General features: G+C 33.7%; 34 protein-coding genes. 32 read left to right on the top strand and 2 right to left on the bottom strand.

Features of this window, described 5'->3' with window-relative positions:
- The first annotated feature begins 53 nt into the window (after positions 1-53).
- The 22 genes from J7E85_RS01285 to J7E85_RS01390 all read left to right on the top strand — a co-directional run bounded on the left by J7E85_RS01285 (position 54) and on the right by J7E85_RS01390 (position 6,445).
- The gene (locus J7E85_RS01285) at positions 54-254 is read left to right on the top strand and encodes a hypothetical protein (RefSeq protein WP_215154173.1); all 201 of its coding nucleotides are present in this window, start codon (positions 54-56) and stop codon (positions 252-254) included.
- Between the two features lie 47 nt (positions 255-301).
- Positions 302-451, top strand: a complete 150-nt coding sequence (locus J7E85_RS01290; protein WP_215154175.1) for a hypothetical protein — start codon at positions 302-304, stop codon at positions 449-451.
- Positions 452-484: 33 nt separating this feature from the next.
- Positions 485-667, top strand: a complete 183-nt coding sequence (locus tag J7E85_RS01295) for a hypothetical protein (protein ID WP_215154177.1) — start codon at positions 485-487, stop codon at positions 665-667.
- A gap of 26 nt (positions 668-693) precedes the next feature.
- On the top strand, positions 694-1,029 hold the full coding sequence (locus J7E85_RS01300) for a hypothetical protein (protein WP_215154179.1): 336 nt from the start codon (positions 694-696) through the stop codon (positions 1,027-1,029).
- A 4-nt stretch (positions 1,030-1,033) separates the two neighbouring features.
- Entirely contained in the window at positions 1,034-1,246 is a 213-nt protein-coding gene (locus J7E85_RS01305) for a hypothetical protein (RefSeq protein ID WP_215154181.1), read from the top strand.
- 21 nt (positions 1,247-1,267) lie between these two features.
- Positions 1,268-1,585 carry a hypothetical protein gene (locus tag J7E85_RS01310; RefSeq protein ID WP_215154183.1) on the top strand — a complete coding sequence of 106 codons (318 nt, stop codon included), beginning with the start codon at positions 1,268-1,270 and terminating at the stop codon, positions 1,583-1,585.
- Between the two features lie 291 nt (positions 1,586-1,876).
- A complete protein-coding gene (locus J7E85_RS01315; protein ID WP_215154185.1) occupies positions 1,877-2,158 on the top strand; it encodes a hypothetical protein in 282 nt (93 codons plus the stop codon).
- Between the two features lie 30 nt (positions 2,159-2,188).
- Entirely contained in the window at positions 2,189-2,545 is a 357-nt protein-coding gene (locus tag J7E85_RS01320) for a hypothetical protein (protein WP_215154187.1), read from the top strand.
- A 34-nt stretch (positions 2,546-2,579) separates the two neighbouring features.
- Entirely contained in the window at positions 2,580-2,759 is a 180-nt protein-coding gene (locus J7E85_RS01325; RefSeq protein WP_215154189.1) for a hypothetical protein, read from the top strand.
- A gap of 41 nt (positions 2,760-2,800) precedes the next feature.
- Positions 2,801-2,983 (top strand): DNA-directed RNA polymerase subunit alpha C-terminal domain-containing protein, encoded by a 183-nt coding sequence (locus J7E85_RS34730; protein WP_353049445.1) that lies wholly within the window; start codon positions 2,801-2,803, stop codon positions 2,981-2,983.
- 60 nt (positions 2,984-3,043) lie between these two features.
- Complete coding sequence (locus tag J7E85_RS34735; RefSeq protein ID WP_215154193.1) at positions 3,044-3,250, top strand: ClpX C4-type zinc finger protein; 207 nt, start codon at positions 3,044-3,046, stop codon at positions 3,248-3,250.
- A gap of 136 nt (positions 3,251-3,386) precedes the next feature.
- On the top strand, positions 3,387-3,551 hold the full coding sequence (locus tag J7E85_RS01340) for a hypothetical protein (protein ID WP_215154195.1): 165 nt from the start codon (positions 3,387-3,389) through the stop codon (positions 3,549-3,551).
- A gap of 18 nt (positions 3,552-3,569) precedes the next feature.
- A complete protein-coding gene (locus tag J7E85_RS01345; protein WP_215154196.1) occupies positions 3,570-3,719 on the top strand; it encodes a hypothetical protein in 150 nt (49 codons plus the stop codon).
- Positions 3,720-3,751: 32 nt separating this feature from the next.
- On the top strand, positions 3,752-3,895 hold the full coding sequence (locus J7E85_RS01350; protein ID WP_215154198.1) for a hypothetical protein: 144 nt from the start codon (positions 3,752-3,754) through the stop codon (positions 3,893-3,895).
- Between the two features lie 42 nt (positions 3,896-3,937).
- Positions 3,938-4,183: a hypothetical protein gene (locus J7E85_RS01355; protein WP_215154200.1), complete on the top strand. Its 246-nt coding sequence runs from the start codon at positions 3,938-3,940 to the stop codon at positions 4,181-4,183.
- A 64-nt stretch (positions 4,184-4,247) separates the two neighbouring features.
- Complete coding sequence (locus tag J7E85_RS01360) at positions 4,248-4,475, top strand: hypothetical protein (RefSeq protein WP_215154202.1); 228 nt, start codon at positions 4,248-4,250, stop codon at positions 4,473-4,475.
- Complete coding sequence (locus tag J7E85_RS01365) at positions 4,476-4,652, top strand: hypothetical protein (protein ID WP_215154204.1); 177 nt, start codon at positions 4,476-4,478, stop codon at positions 4,650-4,652.
- A gap of 269 nt (positions 4,653-4,921) precedes the next feature.
- Positions 4,922-5,209 carry a hypothetical protein gene (locus J7E85_RS01370; protein ID WP_215154206.1) on the top strand — a complete coding sequence of 96 codons (288 nt, stop codon included), beginning with the start codon at positions 4,922-4,924 and terminating at the stop codon, positions 5,207-5,209.
- A 30-nt stretch (positions 5,210-5,239) separates the two neighbouring features.
- Positions 5,240-5,416, top strand: a complete 177-nt coding sequence (locus J7E85_RS01375; protein WP_215154208.1) for a hypothetical protein — start codon at positions 5,240-5,242, stop codon at positions 5,414-5,416.
- A 71-nt stretch (positions 5,417-5,487) separates the two neighbouring features.
- Entirely contained in the window at positions 5,488-5,658 is a 171-nt protein-coding gene (locus tag J7E85_RS01380; RefSeq protein WP_215154210.1) for a hypothetical protein, read from the top strand.
- 110 nt (positions 5,659-5,768) lie between these two features.
- Positions 5,769-6,050, top strand: coding sequence for a DUF7352 domain-containing protein (locus J7E85_RS01385; protein WP_215154212.1), 282 nt, complete (start codon positions 5,769-5,771; stop codon positions 6,048-6,050).
- Positions 6,050-6,445, top strand: a complete 396-nt coding sequence (locus tag J7E85_RS01390; RefSeq protein WP_251035362.1) for a cyclic-phosphate processing receiver domain-containing protein — start codon at positions 6,050-6,052, stop codon at positions 6,443-6,445. Before J7E85_RS01385 ends, J7E85_RS01390 begins: the two co-directional genes overlap by 1 nt.
- Before the next feature lie 41 nt (positions 6,446-6,486).
- On the opposite strand, the gene J7E85_RS01395 is transcribed toward J7E85_RS01390, so the two are convergent.
- Positions 6,487-7,038 carry an RsfA family transcriptional regulator gene (locus J7E85_RS01395; RefSeq protein ID WP_215154214.1) on the bottom strand — a complete coding sequence of 184 codons (552 nt, stop codon included), beginning with the start codon at positions 7,036-7,038 and terminating at the stop codon, positions 6,487-6,489.
- Positions 7,039-7,261: 223 nt separating this feature from the next.
- On the opposite strand from J7E85_RS01395, the gene J7E85_RS01400 reads away from it, so the two are divergent.
- On the top strand, positions 7,262-7,642 hold the full coding sequence (locus J7E85_RS01400; RefSeq protein ID WP_251035363.1) for a type II toxin-antitoxin system PemK/MazF family toxin: 381 nt from the start codon (positions 7,262-7,264) through the stop codon (positions 7,640-7,642).
- A 113-nt stretch (positions 7,643-7,755) separates the two neighbouring features.
- Here J7E85_RS01400 and J7E85_RS01405 read toward each other — a convergent pair whose 3' ends face one another.
- Positions 7,756-7,962: a helix-turn-helix domain-containing protein gene (locus J7E85_RS01405; RefSeq protein WP_215154216.1), complete on the bottom strand. Its 207-nt coding sequence runs from the start codon at positions 7,960-7,962 to the stop codon at positions 7,756-7,758.
- Positions 7,963-8,584: 622 nt separating this feature from the next.
- Between J7E85_RS01405 and J7E85_RS01410 the strand changes: the two genes are divergently transcribed.
- The 9 genes from J7E85_RS01410 to J7E85_RS01450 all read left to right on the top strand — a co-directional run bounded on the left by J7E85_RS01410 (position 8,585) and on the right by J7E85_RS01450 (position 16,178).
- Positions 8,585-9,871, top strand: coding sequence for a DNA sulfur modification protein DndB (locus J7E85_RS01410; protein ID WP_215154217.1), 1,287 nt, complete (start codon positions 8,585-8,587; stop codon positions 9,869-9,871).
- 19 nt (positions 9,872-9,890) lie between these two features.
- Complete coding sequence (locus J7E85_RS01415; protein WP_215154219.1) at positions 9,891-10,901, top strand: phage lytic cycle repressor MrpR family protein; 1,011 nt, start codon at positions 9,891-9,893, stop codon at positions 10,899-10,901.
- Positions 10,902-10,998: 97 nt separating this feature from the next.
- The gene (locus J7E85_RS01420) at positions 10,999-11,646 is read left to right on the top strand and encodes a hypothetical protein (protein WP_215154221.1); all 648 of its coding nucleotides are present in this window, start codon (positions 10,999-11,001) and stop codon (positions 11,644-11,646) included.
- Positions 11,636-12,172 (top strand): accessory gene regulator B family protein, encoded by a 537-nt coding sequence (locus J7E85_RS01425; RefSeq protein ID WP_215154223.1) that lies wholly within the window; start codon positions 11,636-11,638, stop codon positions 12,170-12,172. The genes J7E85_RS01420 and J7E85_RS01425 overlap by 11 nt, the downstream gene beginning before the upstream one ends.
- Positions 12,169-12,288: an AgrD family cyclic lactone autoinducer peptide gene (locus tag J7E85_RS01430; protein ID WP_215154225.1), complete on the top strand. Its 120-nt coding sequence runs from the start codon at positions 12,169-12,171 to the stop codon at positions 12,286-12,288. Before J7E85_RS01425 ends, J7E85_RS01430 begins: the two co-directional genes overlap by 4 nt.
- Positions 12,289-12,375: 87 nt before the next feature.
- Positions 12,376-12,750 (top strand): hypothetical protein, encoded by a 375-nt coding sequence (locus J7E85_RS01435; RefSeq protein ID WP_215154231.1) that lies wholly within the window; start codon positions 12,376-12,378, stop codon positions 12,748-12,750.
- A gap of 277 nt (positions 12,751-13,027) precedes the next feature.
- Positions 13,028-13,438 carry a hypothetical protein gene (locus J7E85_RS01440; RefSeq protein WP_215154232.1) on the top strand — a complete coding sequence of 137 codons (411 nt, stop codon included), beginning with the start codon at positions 13,028-13,030 and terminating at the stop codon, positions 13,436-13,438.
- Positions 13,439-13,786: 348 nt separating this feature from the next.
- Entirely contained in the window at positions 13,787-14,923 is a 1,137-nt protein-coding gene (locus J7E85_RS01445) for a hypothetical protein (protein ID WP_215154233.1), read from the top strand.
- Positions 14,924-15,011: 88 nt separating this feature from the next.
- A complete protein-coding gene (locus tag J7E85_RS01450; protein WP_215154234.1) occupies positions 15,012-16,178 on the top strand; it encodes an AAA family ATPase in 1,167 nt (388 codons plus the stop codon).
- Positions 16,179-16,206: the final 28 nt, after the last annotated feature.

A 16,206-nucleotide genomic window follows, 5' to 3' on the forward strand; every position in this document is an offset into this window, starting at 1 on the left:
CTTCTTCATTAAAAATTAATGAGAAGAGTGATTTTATAAGGAGGATAATAAAAATGAAACATAGAGAAGTCAAAGGATTTGATGATATCACTGTGAAGTTTGATGTCAGCTATGAAGCTGTTGACGGTAAAAGCTACAGAGTTAATGAAGTTGAAGCAGTTAATGAGTATGAAGCAATCAATAAAGTAGCGCATGAAGTGAACAGGAACAAAAATTTCGGATTCAATTTTAAAGCATTGTTTTCGGGATTCTAAATAAAATTCTTGTTTTACTCAAATTTAATGATAGGAGACGATTCCCCGTGAAAGCAAAGTTGGTGAAAGAAACAAAAGGTCTGACATTAAACACAGTATATAGCGTTGATCTATACAAAGGTAGCTTTGTTGATGTATATGATAAAAATAACTATAAAATAGGAACATGGCATATCAGTAGGTTTGATTTCCAATGAAATGCTTATTTGATAAATAGGAGGTAAATACATATGGGACTTACCTTTCTTGCACAGGCCAATCTATCCCAGCAGCACAAACAGTGTGAAGGATACGGAAAATGTTTTATCTGCGATCAGCTTTCAGCAATCACCTATAAAGTTAATCATCAAGGCAGAGCAATAGAAGAAAGTAAAGAATGTTATTCTTGCAATGAATTGAATAGCTTTAATTAATAAATATAATAAGGAGTGTTTATTTTATGAAGACTATGTATAAAACTGTTACGCTGGCAATTATGCTATTAGTGACTATTAACATCAACCAAGTCTATGCATCAACGAATGAACAAACAATTCAAGCGGCTGTTTCAAGCATTCAGGAAGTTATCTATGATCATAACGCTAAAGTTTATTATGGGCTGTCTAAAGCAGAGCAAGACGGGGGACAATGGGTAATTTATATTTGCGATAAGAAGTATAGCAAAGACTCATTAAAGTGGCTGAATAAGAAATTCAAGAACAAATCATTCGAAATCAGTTATTCACATGACACTAATAGTAATGAATATAAAATAATTGGTCTCAAATGGAGGTGACACCGTGCAATATAAATTGATTAACTGGATCAGAACGGCAGCATGGGAAGGGGCGTTGATCCAGGATGAGAACGGCAATCAGTACTTAACGCATGGTATAAAGTCCTGGAGTCCTGCACCGCATCGTAAGTATGAGGTTGTACCGAACATTAGCAACGAGGCAGATTTCATGAGACGATGGAAAGAAAGCCATCCATATGACAACCTAGTTAAATAAGTATACATAGGAGGTTGTATCATGATAAAAGCATTTGAATGTAGTAGGAATGGCAGACGGTGGAATGATGTTGTCGTCTTAGATACCGACACAAACGACTTCACAACGTTCTGTTATGAGATCGTGAACAGCAAACTAGTTAAGTTCTCAGAGCATACTTCCAAGAATGACGCTCAAGCCTGGATCAAAGAGCGTTCTAAGGCACTCAAATATGAAGAGGTATCAAATGACTTTTTAGATTTTTATGAGCTTTGGAACCCTGAAACGGATCTCACAGAGGATATTATCAGGAAGTACCAGCTATACAGGTATGAGCCTATAACAGCCACTAGAGGATAGAGCGGCGAAAAATTTTGGCCCTACACATGCCATGCATTTCAATTTTTCTGAATGAAAGGTTACTTTCATCAAGATTAAAAAAGCGAAAATGCCATATAACAGTGAGGCATATGTATTGCTCAGAATTCATATAACAGCAGCGTCAATTTAGATCAGGGAGGGAAAGAAATGAATATCAAAAAGCATCTCCAATTGAGAATGCAGTGCTATAATCATTATGCCTGGGTTCATGGGGATTAGTTGTTATAAGATCGATTTATTAATAAAAATACATAAATGGGTGGTAATATTATGAATAGAGACATATTGGAAAGCATAGAAAAAGAGTTACATTTTACTGGTTACGCAAGAAATAAAGTAAAAGCAATGGGAAATGAGATTGCAGATATTACAAGTAAGATTGAGATCTTGTCTGGGATAGTAGGCGAGGATATATTAAAAGAGGATTTATACCGTAACTTCGTACTTCGCCAAAGAAAAGAGATAAAAGATATTATCGCTCAGATTTTTTCTTACTTGCACCTTGAAGATGTTGAGGGTCACTACGACCATGCATTTTTAGAATCTAAGTGAAACAGTATTTCATAAAAGGAGAGATAAATAATGAACAGGGAACTTTATAACAGAAAGATTCCAGAAGGTGTTGCAAATACTCCAGCTTATAAAATAAAGAGTCGAGTAATGGTCTTGAAGGGTGGGAGTGATGCACTACACTTGATGGGGAATATTGGACGTGATGAAGACGATCTAATTAGTGTAAGAGCCGAAGATGAAGAGTATTATATAGGAACGTTCCACGAAGGATTTGGATTTATGGATGTTCACTTCCCTAAAGAGAATGTTAGACAACTTACCAAAGATGAGATTGATAGTCTCAATGCAACGTTCTTTTCCATTAACGGGAAAATATTAGGAAAAAATCGCTATGATTATGATGGATACTGGGTAAGTCAAAGTTGATAAAACAGCTAATTCATAAGGAGGTGAAGCAATAATGGATCATGGTTTAGAGGAACGATTAAACGAACTGAAATTGAACATAAGTGAAAACAAGCAGCAACATGAGATGGCGGGTATATTGGGATCTTTAGGAGTAAGCCCAAAGTACATGACTATGTATATAGATTCAATGAAAAGAATTAATGAATTTGAAAAGAAGGATGATGAAAATTAAGTATGATAATATGATTGCTAACATTTTATCAAAGGAGTTGTATGGTGAAAACAATTGAGGAGTTAGATCTCAGTGTAAGGACATATAATGTAATTAAAACAAATGGTATAAACTATGAATCGGAAATTAGAAAACTATCTCTCAATGAAATTTCTAAATTCAGCAATATACGAAAAAGTTGCATTTACGAACTTGAAGAACTGCTGGATATAAAGTTTAAATGACAATCTATTTTTGTCAAGGACACTAAAAGCAATTAACTTCACATGAAAAGAGGGTGAATTGTGGATCTGTCTACTAAGACATTGTATGAGGTAGCTGAAAAGGCTAGAAAGTATGATGAACTTTTATTCTTATCTTCTCCAGGCAGGGAGCTTCATTGCTCGTTTTGCGCTGCAGGACAGAGTGAAGTGAAGAAATTGATTACTGGGCCTAATGTAGCAATTTGTAATGATTGCGTGGATATGTGCAATGATCTTTTAAATGAATAATTTTATCAGCATATCTAAGGATCTAATATAAGATCCTTTTTTATTTAAATATCTAATTTTATTAAATAAATATATACAAATAAAATATAATGTGATATAATCATCTTATTAACAAATCAAACAGAGGTGACTCACGATGTATGAAGTTGCGGTTTTCGAGAAGGTGTTTGGCAAGTTGATAATGAATACATATAAGTTCAAGAGTGAAGCGCAGATGTTATTATTTAAAAAGATGTGCGAAGAAGATGGAGTTATCGTAATTGTTAGAAAGAGGACTGGTGGAACAGCAGTGACGGTTTGATGAAACTATATTTTTACCATGAATGGGGATGTTTTTATGGGAGATAGGGAATGTCCTATTTGTGAAGAAGATACATTGATAGAACATAGTTTAACTAAATGGAAGTGCTTAAAATGTGGTGAAATGTTCGAAGAGGAATGGCTCGATAAAGATGCAGAAATTGATTGATAAAATGATCCTTTTATAAGGAGTGGTAAATTTTGAAACTAATAGATCTTAAGGAATTAGTTGAGACACTGATTGAGAAAGGACATGCTGAAAAAGAAGCTATTTACACTAACGAAGGGGTTAACTTTACTATTGAAGGATATTCCATTGAAGACGGCAACATCAGGTTTTTCTAATAAAAGAAGTATTTCATAATAAATTTAACGGAGGAATACATTATGTCAGATAACAACCCATTAAAATTACTTTATGGAGAAGAAGCCTTAGAGTTAGCTGTAAAAGAAATAAAGAAGTTAGCAATGAATTCCAATTTCACATTTGACAAAGAATATGTGCAGACAGGCATGTCATTATTAGCAATTAAAGCCAAAGAAACGTTGGATGGCAAGAAACGAAAGTCTAACTTAGAGAGTTTGGTCAGTGAAAGTTTTGGAGAAGCAGCGATATTTAAATTTCAATGTTAATAAATAAATACAATCTAAACAAAACTGAGTAAAATAAGGCTTTGATCAGAAAGGGGTGGAGTTTTTGAAAATCCATTTGAGCCAAGAGGAAGTGCTTGGAATTGTTAAAGAGCAACTAGCATCTCAAGGATTCCAAACAAGTGAAGTTTCTGTTATAACAAAAGATAGTGAAGAATATGAGTATTATGGAATTGGGAGATATGAGGAAAGATCGAAAGTAAAATGCAGGTACTTTGATGGTCTTGAGGCTATTATTAAAAGTGAAAATAAACAATTAAAGGAGATAAAATAAATGAATACATATGATATTATCGTAAATAACGAAGTGGTTGAAACAATTGAGCAACAGGGACGCAGCAATGGGGCTATGAGCTATATTATTATAGATCGAGTATATCAGCTAACATCGAAGTACAAAGCTTTTGTGGAGGTATTTAATCGAGCTACAGGATGTATGTATCGTGTTTAGAAAAGGAGTGTTTAAAGGCCAAAAATTTTTACTCCTAGATCTTAATGGGGAATGGATTGAATTAAAGAAGGCAGCAAAGTATTATGAGGAAGACAAGCTTTATAACAGGAACGAATTGGTAAAGAATTAGATTCTGATTTGATCAAAGGTTTATTTCATGAAGAATATTAAGATCGTAGCCAACAAATGATTAATAATTTATCAAGTGCTGGCTGCAGATAATTATGCTACGATAACGTCAAAGCTAAAGATGAGAGGTGGCGTTATTGATGGACGACATAAAACTTCATAATAAGTTGAATTCTATAGGTAAAACTGCTTTCGTGAATTACTTCGATATACTTAGTAACGACCAGATAACAGACACCGATAAAATTAATGCATTAATGAAGGAATATGATTACGAGGGAGCGTCCATCAGAGTGTCATTCTTTAAACAAATTGCCAAAAGCGGTAACGATAATATAGCTAAGGCATTGAAGTTAATTGAAGAGGCCAAACGGATTGACAAGATAACTCGAATTAAGGCATTTGAGTATAGAATTCATTTAAAATAACTATTTTATATAGACGGAGGGATGATAAGTATGGATGAAAAATATGTTGCATTAGTAAAAAGAATTGAAGAAGAGATCTCAAAGAGCAGAGAAATTGAAAGAAAAGCAAGAGAGAATAATGAGTATGCAAATATGCATATTCACATCCACATTGCTGAAACTTTACGTCAGATCCTCGATGATGTTGAAGATAAGCATTATCGATAAAATGACTGTTTCATTAAAATAGTGATGATCTAAAAACTCAAACAAACTGTGATGGAGGAAGGTGTGATTGGGTGTATAACTATGAACTGCAAAAAGAAGCTAAAGAACGAATGAAAGAAATAGTTATGAAAATGAACGGATTAACAGAAGATGATTTTTTAAATAAATACTTGCATGATGTAATGTTTCACAAAGGTTTTGATTTGTTGGTTGATTTATTTCTGCAAGCAAAATTCAACTAATGTACAGTTCGAAAATCTTATGAAAGACATGTTTCATGAAAAGGAAATTAAATATTTGGAGGCATCTCATGAAGAAGCAATGCTTTACTTATTAAGAGGGAGGAATTTATATGCATCATTATTCAGTTTGGAAGTACACGTTAGAAGTTGATGAGTCGCAAGATATTGATATGCCTAAAGGTAGTGAAATAATCTCTGTAGAAACTCAAGGCGAAAGTATTGTAATTTATGCTTTAGTAAGGCCGCAGGAAGAAAAGGATACGTACAGGGTTCTTGTGTATGGCACTGGTCATGATATTCATTTAAATGTAACCGAGTATAAATTTTTAGGTACAGCTAAATTTGGAAATGGTGAATTAATGTTCCACGTATTTTATAAACGTATTGACTGATGAAATGCAAGTTTGATAAGGAAAGTGATGATGGCATGAAGAAGATAAATTTATATGTAGATGACCTTCGGGATTGTCCTGAAGGTTTTGTTGTAGCTCGTACATATTATGAAGCAAAACATATCCTGGAGACACAAGATGTCTCTATACTAACACTTGACCATGACCTAGGCGAAGATACTGAAGGTAAAGAATTGCCTAATGGATATGATTTAGTTAAATACATTTGTGAACATGGATTAAAAGCAGACAAGATATATCTCCATACCGATAACCCTGTTGGACGTGATAATATGTACAAGACGCTGCTGGCTGCGCAAAGAAGAGGATTTATTAGTGAAGAGATAGAAATTTATCACTATCCAATCACTATCAACAAGTACTCAGGAAAATAATCTTAGTAAAATATAGATTTCATCATAAAGAAACCTGCCAATTATCCGGCAGGTTTTTCTTTTGGGTTATATTTTTCAAACAATCCCATTTTTTCAGCTCTTTTAATTATTTGCATTAGATTGTTCATATCTTCAGATGGGTCATTATTAGATTTGTTACCATCTAACTGTGACTTTAAAGTTTCTATCTGGTGTTCTAGTTTGCCTATTGTTTGTTGCATTAGTAAATATTCGTTTTTGACCTCAAGTAGAGAATTAATAATTGGATCAAAAGGTGTGATGGTATTACTATCCGTTTGTGTTACTGTGATATATAGCTCTTGCTGATTGTCTTGTGTTAAATCCGATTTTGTTTTCATCTTTGCTTTGGTGAAAACATCGTTTCTCTGCTCTTTAGAGGCCTTAATTTCAGCTTCATACTTTTTACGTACTGTACTGTTCCACCTAAATCCGCAAGCTGCTGCAGTGCGTTTTAGACGCTCTCCAACCTCTTCAAAAGCACTTAGCTGTGTGCTCTTATTTTGTATATGACTGATTACAGTTTGAGCAAGCAGAAGATCCTCCTCATAACTCCATTCATCTTTTCTTTTCATACCATAACCTCCATACAATGATCTATTCATATGTTTATCCACTTATTTAACTATTTATTCTCTTTGCTAAAAATTCAGAGGGTAACCAATTTGTCTTGACTTTTAAAAATAGAACATTCGTTCCTGTTGTATATTTAATTATATTTGGTTATAATACAAGTAAGATATGAATAAACATAATGATTCGATATATAAACAGAATTTGAGGAGGATATTACATAAAATGAGTGTCGCAATGATGGATAAGCCAAAAGTAGATGTAAAGCGGTTAGATGTTTGGGTTGCTGATTTGGGGGCAAGAGTCGGCAGCGAGCAAGGAGGTGTTAGACCAATCTGTATTTTACAAAATGATATTGGTAATAAATATTCTCCCACTGTCCTGGTAGCTCCTATGACAACCAGCAAAACAAAAAAGAGAATGCCAACACATGTAAATCTTAGAGCATCTGAGGTGGGACTTGAAGACGATAGCACTGTTCTGGTGGAGCAAATGATTACTATTGATAAATCAAAACTTATGTTCAAAGCTACTGAAATACCTAAAAATATGGGATGGTTAATTGACAGAGCATATATGATTCAAGGTGGAATTAGTTATCAATAACTAGAATGCTAAATAAAGTACTATAAATAAATCGGAGGTATAAATCATGGTTTATTTATTGTTGTAGGAGACCTTTCGGAATTCATATGAGGTCTCCTTTGTGTTTTCTTCCTTTATTTATGTAGGATTAAAAGATCATTAATATCTACATCCAGGACTTCACATATTGCAGCAACGTTTTTTAAAGAAACTAACTTTACCTCATTGTTACACATGCTATTAATAGTGGCCTGTCTTATTCCTGTTCTTCTTGCCAGTTCTCTTTCTGATAAATTAGCCTTCAAAAGGATTTCTTTTAGTTTAATGTCAACCACGTACATAACAAACAATTCCTCCAATTTATTGAAAAGGGTTGACACGTAATATGTATCAAACTATACTAATAATAAGTGATACGCCAAACGTGTCACGTCAACGGCAAATACACTCCTTATTTAGCGGTAAGGTGTATTTGTCAATTTTATACTATCAAATGATATTAGAAATTACAAAACAATTAAAGGATAGTGTTTATAATTTTACAACAAAGATATAGACTTCAGAAGTTTGTTTGTTATGATCCCCAGCAAAAATTGGAGGTATGGAAAGATTTATCTATAACAGCCAGTAGCCCAGAATCACTACAAAATTTTATGGTAAAAGGTTATCGTATCTATGATTCAGTAACAAGGGAAATAATTAATATATCAGATTTAAGGAAATAAGAATAAATGTCGATGTTAACAGATCATTAAAATAAATATATATATAGTTGACATAATTTCATTTGTGCTTTATTATTAACAATAATTAAATATGTCAATAAACCGAAATAACTAATACATAATTTATCTTTTATCAGGGGATAAGTATGTGATTAGTTATTTTTTTGTTTATTTTAGTGTATAATGATAATAGTTATTGAATCTTGTAATTAAATGGAATTGAGAGGTGTTAACAAAAATGAAAAAGGATAGAGAATCGCTTGAAGATAATTTATTACAAGTAATAGATAAAATTAAGCATAAGAGAAAGAATGTCGAAAATATCAATAAAAATTTAAGTTCTTTCGGAGTTTCAACAGGTACTTTCAATGAAATAACGCTTGGCAATGCTATGCTTAGTTCAATGGATCTGAAATTACTCTGCTTATTGTCCATAGCATTACATAATGAGACTGGAGAGAATTCTATTTCTCCATATGACTATTTTTCTGATAATGAAATTAAAAGTGCCAAGGAATATGTGGATAATAATAATGATAGAATTTCTTTACCAATTGAATTAAAAGATACCACAATAATTGAACTTGAAAATTATATAACAAAAATCAAATTATCTTTCTTAGTTAAAATGTTTCACTCTCAGCTTATTACCTATGATTATGAGACACAAAGAAGTGCAAAATATAAAAGAAGTAAAGAGGGTGTAGTTCCTGTACCAGACGTAAACAAGAAGAGCGTTGAAGATATTTCTTCTCACATGCTAAATGAGACTTATTTGGCAGACATGATCACTTTAAATGTTTACTCTGAAGAGGTTGAACCTCTAACTTATGATTCAAAAAATAGAACTTTAATTATTAACGAAGGTGCTACAATTTCAATTCTTGATGGCTTTCATCGACTACAAGCTGGGGTTAAAGCCATATCTGTAAACCCTAATTTAGAATTAGAGTTAATACTCTCTATTAGATCATATGACACTGACACTGCTAAAAAGTACTTCGGTCAAATTAATACTGTTAATGTAGTAAAACCTGAAAGAATAAGGGAATTGAAATCCGAAAAACATTCAGATATAGTTGTAAGAGATTTGCAATTGAAGTCTGATCTTAAAGGAAAAATTGCCTCCTCAACTAGAATAAGTGAAATTGCTGGACAACTTACTACATTTGACATACTGTCTTATTCAATTGATGTAGTGTTTGGCCCAACTACGAAATTAGAAGCTATAGAAGTTTCAGAATATCTAATTGATTTCTTTAACTATTTGGTTGGTTCTTTTGTTGATGAATTTTTGGAAAACCCAAATGACTACAGAAAAACTAATATTAATCACCCACTTATGTTTGCTGGATATGTGCAGATTGCTAAGAACTTCAAAGATGAAAATAAAAACTTAAGGGACTTGAAGAATTTTGTGGAAAGTATCGATTTTAATGATCCAAAATTGCTCGAAATACTTGAAGATAGAAGAGGAATAAACAACAAAAGAAATCGAAATAAATTGATCGATTACTTTAAGTAAAAGAGGGTGAACTAGTAGGATGTCAAACCAAATTTATGAGCAAGGTCTTTATAATGAAGATCAAAAAGAAATGTTTTTAAACAAACTAAACAAAAACACTAGGGCAGCATACGAAAGAGTTCTTAACAGGGCAAAAACCCTTGAGGAACAATTTGAAAAGGATCTTTACGATTTTAATATTTATGAAGTAGAACGACTAATTCATTATCTTAATCCTGGTACTTTGAGCTCAGTCACAGCTTCAGCTTCGATTATACAAACATATATTAGATGGGGAATAGAACAGGATTTACGAGCAAATAATCTTAATCCTCTGGATGCAATAATTGGGGATGATTTTTATGCAAAGTTTATAGATAAAACAAATAAAACTATTTTCAGCAAAGAGGAAATTGAAGATATAACTGGAGGGCTAGTAAATTTCCAAGATTCGGCTATTGTGCAGTGTATCTTTGAAGGAGTTGTAGGAAAGAGATATTCTGAGATCTTGAATCTAACTCGCTCGGACATTGATGAAAGCACTGGAATTGTAACACTTAAGAATGAGATCGATGAAAGCAAAGTAGAAGAAAGAAAGATAAAACTATCTGATGATCTAATTAAAATGTTAATTAAGGCTGCTGAAGAAAGAATATACCATAAAAATAATGGACACCCTAGCGAGAACATTAAAGCACCAACAGCAGACCTTGCTGATAGCGAATTCGTATTTAGAAATGCAATGTTAAATACTAAAGAATCAGGACGAGCAGACTATCATTTGATTTTTAGAAGACTAAAGAAAATAGCCGAGTGGAATCAACAGCCTTATCTAACAGGAATCAATATTAGAAATTCAGGAATGCTCTATATGGCAAGCAAGTTTTATTACAAAAACTATTGTGAACTTGGAAAAACTGAGATAGATGCTGTTTGTGCCCATTTTAATATTCCCAAACTGAAGAATAAACAAGATTATCATACAACAAGATTAAGAAAAGAGTTTTTAAATGTAAGTAAAATTGAAGAATTATATCCGATTGAAGAATAAGTTAAAAACTTATTCTTTTTTTGTTGACATTGATAATTCAAGGTGATATATTTGATTCATAAGTTAATTATATTTATCTAAAAGGAAGTGGGAAACAATGTTTGAAGCATTTATATACATACTTGCATCTTGCTTAGAAGGTGTTGCTTTTTTTGTAATTGCATTCGGCCTTTTTAGAATTAGGATAGCTGAGTACATCAAAGAAGTGATCATTACTATTGTGGTTGTATCATTAGGAACATTCTTACTATCCGATCACCAGCTAGTTGCACAATTTATTCCATTTATAAATCTTATCACACTAATAATTTTCCTTATATTTTTCTTTCGAGTCTCTGTCCCACATACAATATTGATTGTGGTTTCTGGCTATATTGCATGTATGATTCTTCAGTGGGGACTAATTAAAGTTATCGACCTGGTAGCAGGGGTTAATTTAATGGATATTCAGAATAGCATTAGCCTACGTACATTCGTTCAGATATTGAACAGTACTTTAATAATTATAATAAGTATGATACTAAGAAAATTTAGTTTGTGGTTTACCTTCGTACCTTATTCAACATCAATCAATTTTAAAATGACTAAACACAATCTAACTTTATTGCTAGTTGCTACCACAATACTCTTTGTCTTTGGTATGACTCTAAAATACAGCTCATTATTCTTTGGATTTACAATATGGATTATATGTTTAACTACATTGATGGCTATTTCTCTAAGGAGGGAATATCATGTTGATTGATAACTTTGTTTTAAGTATCAGCAGTAAAATGAAAAGTAAGTATCCGTTAGAACTCCCTGAACGTGATGTTCTTGAATATGCTCTGAAATTTATAATCACTAATGTTATTCCAATAATCACAATAATTCTCTATGGCATTGTCTCTGATAATCTAATAAATATTCTGCTTAGCTTAGGAGCCTTTTCACTACTTAGAATGTTTTCAGGAGGATATCACATCAAGTCCCCAGAACTTTGTATTGTAACCTCTATTGCTCTTATAATTTCATTGGGCCAGTTTGGATATCTGATGGCAGATTATATTGTACTTATGAACATTATCTCACTCATATTAGTGATTATCTATGCTCCATCTAATATCCGCAAGCAAACACTTATACCAGAAAAATATGATATGATTTTAAAGTTGATATCTTGTGTTATCATATTAATAAATATATACATTAATAATACATATGTTTCAATATCTATATTAGCACAATCAATTCTTCTCATTCGACCATTGAAAGGAGGTGAGAAGGAATGAAAAAGGGAATGATGTTATTTGGAACATTTTGCGTAGCCTTGGCAACAGCCGTGGCGACTCCAGCGAGTTGGTTTTTGATTTACAATCCAACTGCTCCTAAAAGTCTTAAGAAGTAGGAAGATAGCAAAGAAATAAACTAATCTGATTTCTGTGACTTATTTGCACATGTCACAGAAATTCAGAAAAATGAGGTGAGATCAAAATTGAGATACATAGTCGTTGTGAAGAGAGAAGGGAAGAATATATCGGATAAAGCAGAATGGCTGAACATCGAGGATATTAATGGATCTATACCGGAGAGAATAAAAGGAGAAATCCGCACAGTTTATTTTACAGAGAGGGGACAATATCTGCATTGTACCACCAACGATCAAATTATTGAACTTCTATCCAAAGAACACGGATTTATGATCACTGATAGAGGTAGGATGGCAAACCTGAAAAAAGAAATTATTGTGGATTATGACAACAGATATATCTTTTTGATTAAGTGTAAGGAGTACATAACTATAGCAGCCTCAAAGATTAACTTACTCAAGCAATATTTAAGGCAAATATCCAACCAAAACAAAAATTAATCCCTGTATCTATTTATTTCCTTGTCTTTTGGCAACACTGATCGTATAATATTCTCAAGAAAGACGAACGGATGTTCCTATTTACAAGAAAGCGACATTTATCGACATGTAAAATGATAATATTTCCAAATCTGAGTGTAGTCAACAATAATTCGGGGGGAATGTAATTCTATTGCCTAATTCTGCTAGTGATATTACACTGAATTTACAATAGATAATGACATGAAATGGAAGGATTTCAAGAGTTGACTTTCGGAACAGCCAGGGGGATATTTACATGACAGGAACAAGGAGACTACTATTGATGGATGATAATCTTAAGCGATTGTTGGGAATTAAAGACACTGCCATTGAGTTGATTGCAATGATTAACTTTCTTTTTGAAATGTCGGACTACAAAGAACTTGTATACAACTGTATTGGATCAACCGGACAGGATATAAGTAAATATGTTCACAATAAACGAAGAGAGAAGATAATGAATACCAGGTATTCTAATATAGATGAGTTTACGCAGGATTTTAAAAGTTTCAAAGGAAGAGCATTGGAAAGACTATTTCAAGAGCCATTAAATGCCGCTAAGCTAGCAAAACTTGAAGATATATTAGACGATCCGGTTTGTATTTATGAGTTGCATTGCAAACAAAAACCCGACATAAGATTTATGAACTTTGTTCGCCTAATATAGACTGTTTGTACAAGCTGGACTTAATGGGGTTCGGCTTGAATAAACAACTATAAGATAAAAATAAACAAACTATTGACTAAGGTGTAATTACCATGGTATTCTAAAGCAGAAGTTGATCAAATAATAGTTTTATCAAGAAATCGAGTTAGGAAAACGGAGTATTAGTGAGTATTAGTGAGCTTGAATGAGATTAAAACAACGTGCTTTGCACGATGACATATAATTCTTATTTCTTTAAAGGTGGTGATGAGAATACAGGATAAATTAAGAAGTCCTCCCTTATAAAAGGTTTATCTTACAAGATCTGAACAACACACAAAACAATTATAAGGGAGATATGATATACATATGGCAGATTATAAAATTAAGGTAAACAAGAATCACGGTGGCAAGGAATTTAAAAGCTCTTTTAGATTCATTGGTCAAGTTGGTCAGGTCAGCAAGAAGGATAAGGATACGGGCGGTTGGGAAAAACAGCCTATCTATTTCCAAAAGGCAACCACAACAGGCAAGCAACGGCGCGTACTCCAATTTGAAGTTGAAACAGCGATGAGCAACCGACTTCGCTTGGAGCTGGCAGGAATGGAAATGCAATATGCATACCCATATAGTAGTAAACACAGAAAATCTCAAAAGGTAGCATGGGCAGATCGAAATGATAAGACCAAGTTTCCTGATGATACATATCATGCAATTGAAGTGGATTGGGATAAAGCTCAACGGCTTGGACAGACGATTAAAGAAGGTGATTGGGTAGAGGTAAGAGGTCAATACCAGTTTGACACCTTCTCACCAGATGAAGGAGAAGAAAGAGTATTTTTAAAGCGTGTCATTAACTCTGTACGACCAATTCAGAATGGAGTCATTGTAAATGATGATGGCACAACACAAACTGTAAAACATAACGGAGAAGAATTTGATTATGTGACCGACTTCAATGATCCAGCATTCCGCGAAGTAAACTATTTCTCTATGCAGATCGGTATCCGCAGCACATACCAAGAAGAAGGTAGAGACACGAAAGTTAATGCTACATTCTTGGACTATGGAAAAGAACGTTCCGAGCCTAAAGATGTAGAGTTAATGGTTTATCAAAAAGAAGTTGCAGAAGGCAAAAAGCCATTAGCTGATGCGTTCGCCACTCTTAAATTCGGAGATTTTATTGAAGTTACTGGGCAGGACAATAATCGTGCAACGTTCAATTATGTAGACGTTGTTGAAGAACTTGCTTCGGACGACCCGTTTGCGGACGTAGACGACACAGTGAAGGTAACAAGAAAAGAGCGAGTCACAAGCGGTGATAAGAGAGGGTTGGAGATTACTGGTTATGTCACAGGAAGTAAAATGATAGATTTCTTGACTGAAGATGAATTCAAGAAAACAGCAGAACTAACTAGTGAAAACCCATTTGATACCACAGATGACCCATTCAATCAGACAGACAATGACCCGTTTGGTAGTGATGACGCTGACCCATTCGCTTAAATAATAAATATAAACAAATACAACTTAATAAATAGGTCTGTGTAAAGCAGACCTAATAAATACAAATTAAAGGGAGAGATTTTTCTTAATGAGTTGGAGAAATAAAGTAAAAAACAACACACCTAAAGTTGAATTGCATAGTATTGATTCCTTGATTGCTGGTTCTTATAAAACAGGTAAAACAAGATTGTGGAAGGAAGCCACTGAACTTCACTATGCAAGCCCTGAAGACGTATTGTTGTTGGCATTTGAAGCTGGTTATGAAACATGGGAGCTAGATAACATCATTCCAATTCATCAAGAAGGATCAGATGAAGAATTGTGGAAAGTATGGGAGTTCTTCAAAAAAGAAGTTGTCCCAGGACTTGTGAAAGAAGCAAAAGAAAATCGCGTAACTAAACTACTTGGTATTGATACGGCTGACCGTTGTATTGATGCAGCAACAGCCTGGGTTCTGCGAGACCGTAGTAAGAAGTATGGTGTGACTGGTGGGATTGCATCTCTGCAGGCATTAGGGGAAGCATCTAAAAATGCAGAGAATGGGTATACGGCACTGTATGATGAAATGAAGAAACCGTTCGATGCTCTCAAGAATGCTGGATATGGGAAAATGTCGTTGGCGTGGACTAAGGAAAAAGAGACTACCCTGTATAACGGTATGAAGTACAATTCGATTGAATTGATGATGCATGCAACAGGACGTAAAATCTTTGAATCTCAGGCCAGTTTGATTTGCTGCCTATTCAATGAAGTATCTGTGCTTGATAAGTCGGGTAACGAAATGAATGAAAACATCAAAGATAAAAAGCAAAGGGAGAAAGGAAGTAACTTTCACGAAACGCGCACTGTTATGGTGTTCCGTCCAACAGAGTACATTTCAATTGCCGGTGGTCGATATACAGATCTTCCTGAAGAACCAGTTGAGTATAATGCTCAAAACTTCTTGAAGGTGTTTGAAGATGCCGTTAAAGGTCAGTTGAAGAAAACGACTAAGAATATTGAAGAGTTGAAAATTGAACAAGAGCAAGAGCGAAATGAACAGGCTAAGGAGTATGCCGAACAAGTTGAAGAGCAAAAAAGTGTAGGGGACTTGGTTGCACAAATTGAAGCAGAAACAAAGCGATTTACCTCTAATAATTTGAAGGAAAAAGTTGTGCCTACGTTCACTGAGCTGTTTGGCACACCTAATTACCGTAAAGTTGAAGATATTGAATTGCTGGAGAAAGCTTTGATATTTATTAAATCAGTGGAGTAATACATAATTTTGATGAAAGACAGTTTTT

The sequence above is a fragment of the Paenibacillus sp. ISL-20 genome (genome assembly GCF_018613005.1).
GTDB lineage: Bacteria > Bacillota > Bacilli > Paenibacillales > Paenibacillaceae > Paenibacillus_AQ.

Coding starts and splice junctions, on each gene's coding strand:
- J7E85_RS01285 (WP_215154173.1), top strand. CDS start 54: ATGAAACATAGAGAAGTCAAAGGATTTGATGATATCACTGTGAAGTTT.
- J7E85_RS01295 (WP_215154177.1), top strand. CDS start 485: ATGGGACTTACCTTTCTTGCACAGGCCAATCTATCCCAGCAGCACAAA.
- J7E85_RS01300 (WP_215154179.1), top strand. CDS start 694: ATGAAGACTATGTATAAAACTGTTACGCTGGCAATTATGCTATTAGTG.
- J7E85_RS01310 (WP_215154183.1), top strand. CDS start 1,268: ATGATAAAAGCATTTGAATGTAGTAGGAATGGCAGACGGTGGAATGAT.
- J7E85_RS01315 (WP_215154185.1), top strand. CDS start 1,877: ATGAATAGAGACATATTGGAAAGCATAGAAAAAGAGTTACATTTTACT.
- J7E85_RS01320 (WP_215154187.1), top strand. CDS start 2,189: ATGAACAGGGAACTTTATAACAGAAAGATTCCAGAAGGTGTTGCAAAT.
- J7E85_RS01325 (WP_215154189.1), top strand. CDS start 2,580: ATGGATCATGGTTTAGAGGAACGATTAAACGAACTGAAATTGAACATA.
- J7E85_RS34730 (WP_353049445.1), top strand. CDS start 2,801: ATGGTGAAAACAATTGAGGAGTTAGATCTCAGTGTAAGGACATATAAT.
- J7E85_RS01340 (WP_215154195.1), top strand. CDS start 3,387: ATGTATGAAGTTGCGGTTTTCGAGAAGGTGTTTGGCAAGTTGATAATG.
- J7E85_RS01345 (WP_215154196.1), top strand. CDS start 3,570: ATGAATGGGGATGTTTTTATGGGAGATAGGGAATGTCCTATTTGTGAA.
- J7E85_RS01355 (WP_215154200.1), top strand. CDS start 3,938: ATGTCAGATAACAACCCATTAAAATTACTTTATGGAGAAGAAGCCTTA.
- J7E85_RS01365 (WP_215154204.1), top strand. CDS start 4,476: ATGAATACATATGATATTATCGTAAATAACGAAGTGGTTGAAACAATT.
- J7E85_RS01370 (WP_215154206.1), top strand. CDS start 4,922: ATGGACGACATAAAACTTCATAATAAGTTGAATTCTATAGGTAAAACT.
- J7E85_RS01375 (WP_215154208.1), top strand. CDS start 5,240: ATGGATGAAAAATATGTTGCATTAGTAAAAAGAATTGAAGAAGAGATC.
- J7E85_RS01385 (WP_215154212.1), top strand. CDS start 5,769: ATGCATCATTATTCAGTTTGGAAGTACACGTTAGAAGTTGATGAGTCG.
- J7E85_RS01390 (WP_251035362.1), top strand. CDS start 6,050: ATGAAATGCAAGTTTGATAAGGAAAGTGATGATGGCATGAAGAAGATA.
- J7E85_RS01395 (WP_215154214.1), bottom strand. CDS start 7,038: ATGAAAAGAAAAGATGAATGGAGTTATGAGGAGGATCTTCTGCTTGCT.
- J7E85_RS01400 (WP_251035363.1), top strand. CDS start 7,262: ATGAGTGTCGCAATGATGGATAAGCCAAAAGTAGATGTAAAGCGGTTA.
- J7E85_RS01405 (WP_215154216.1), bottom strand. CDS start 7,962: ATGTACGTGGTTGACATTAAACTAAAAGAAATCCTTTTGAAGGCTAAT.
- J7E85_RS01410 (WP_215154217.1), top strand. CDS start 8,585: ATGAAAAAGGATAGAGAATCGCTTGAAGATAATTTATTACAAGTAATA.
- J7E85_RS01415 (WP_215154219.1), top strand. CDS start 9,891: ATGTCAAACCAAATTTATGAGCAAGGTCTTTATAATGAAGATCAAAAA.
- J7E85_RS01420 (WP_215154221.1), top strand. CDS start 10,999: ATGTTTGAAGCATTTATATACATACTTGCATCTTGCTTAGAAGGTGTT.
- J7E85_RS01425 (WP_215154223.1), top strand. CDS start 11,636: ATGTTGATTGATAACTTTGTTTTAAGTATCAGCAGTAAAATGAAAAGT.
- J7E85_RS01430 (WP_215154225.1), top strand. CDS start 12,169: ATGAAAAAGGGAATGATGTTATTTGGAACATTTTGCGTAGCCTTGGCA.
- J7E85_RS01440 (WP_215154232.1), top strand. CDS start 13,028: ATGACAGGAACAAGGAGACTACTATTGATGGATGATAATCTTAAGCGA.
- J7E85_RS01445 (WP_215154233.1), top strand. CDS start 13,787: ATGGCAGATTATAAAATTAAGGTAAACAAGAATCACGGTGGCAAGGAA.
- J7E85_RS01450 (WP_215154234.1), top strand. CDS start 15,012: ATGAGTTGGAGAAATAAAGTAAAAAACAACACACCTAAAGTTGAATTG.